The organism is Photobacterium sp. GB-36 (assembly GCF_003026135.1).
Lineage (GTDB): Bacteria > Pseudomonadota > Gammaproteobacteria > Enterobacterales > Vibrionaceae > Photobacterium.
Window position 1 is genome coordinate 1 of record NZ_PYNY01000065.1, and the last position, 1,328, is coordinate 1,328.

Below are 1,328 nucleotides of genomic sequence, written 5' to 3' on the forward strand. Positions count from 1 at the left end.
TTACCACTTTCGCCTTTCATCATGTTAGCTGCAACATCGTTAGACGCACAGATTGCGTATAGTGGCGATGTTGAAGTGTGCATCATGTATGCTTGGTTGAAACGGTCAAAGTTGATCGCGTCTTCACCGTTACGTACGTGAATGTATGATGCTTGAGACAATGCATTCAATAACTTGTGAGTTGAGTGAGTTGCAAATACTGTTGGACCTTTGTGGTCTTTAGCATCGCCACGCATTGCGAAGTGACCCTTGTAGATAGGGTTAAAACGTGCGTAACCGAACCATGCTTCATCCATATGAATACGGCTAGAGCTTTCGCCTAGTAGCGCTTCAGTCACTTCAGAGTGGTAACATAAACCGTCGTAAGTACAGTTAGTTACAACCGCGTAGCTCGCTTTTTTCTCATCAGCGTTGAAAGGAATGCCCGCATTTTTAGCTTTAAGTGCGATGCCTTCTTTGCTCATTTGAACTTGGCTGATTGGACCGATAATACCGTAACAGTTACGGCTAGGTACCATGTAGATAGGGCGTGCACCCGTTAAGATCAGACCTTGCTCGATTGATTTGTGACAGTTACGGTCACAAATAGCGATGTCGTCATCTTTCAAACATGCTTGCATGATTGTACGGTTTGAACCAGAAGTACCTACGATACCAGAGTAAGATTGGTGAGCACCAAATACTTTAGCAGCTTCAACTTCTGAATCTTTGAATGCGCCGCTGTGGTCAAGTAGAGAACCCAGTGCTGCACGTTCGATACCCATATCGGTACGGAATAGATTTTCGCCGAAGAATTCGAAGAATTGGTTACCAGCAGGGGTCTTAGTAAAACCGATACCACCTTGGTGACCAGGCGCAGACCATGAGTACTCATGGATGTCGTTGTAGTGCATCATCGCTTTCATGAAAGGCGGTAGCACTTGTGAGCGGTAACGACGCATAGCAGCAACGATACGGCCAGCAACGAAATCTGCAGTATCTTCTAGTACTGAGTAACACTCATCAACACGTTCCATTAACTGGCGGTTGTTAAGAATAGAAGTACGAGCGCGTTCTGCTAGTAGAAATACTGGCACTTCAGGTTGACGTGCTTGTAGTGCTGCTAACAAATCAACTTCTTCGTGAGAGTTAACGATTTGCTCTTCAGTTTTTTCAAGAGCCAATACAAGGCTATCGATTTGAGATGCCATGATAACCGCACGTGCATCTTCGTAAGAAGTGGCAGTAACGATTTCGATAGTACGGCTTTCTAATTCAGCGATTAATGATTTAGTTGCACGATCGGCAAAGCTGTTTGGAGTAATGTTTTGGTGCTCAATAACGAGAGC

The 1,328-nt window shown here is 44.7% G+C and carries 1 protein-coding gene; it reads right to left on the reverse strand.

Translation table 11 applies throughout. From position 1 onward, the window contains the following. Positions 1-1,328 (reverse strand): Orn/Lys/Arg decarboxylase N-terminal domain-containing protein (locus tag C9J46_RS21265; RefSeq protein WP_304592079.1); only part of this gene is annotated, 1,328 nt, incomplete at both ends.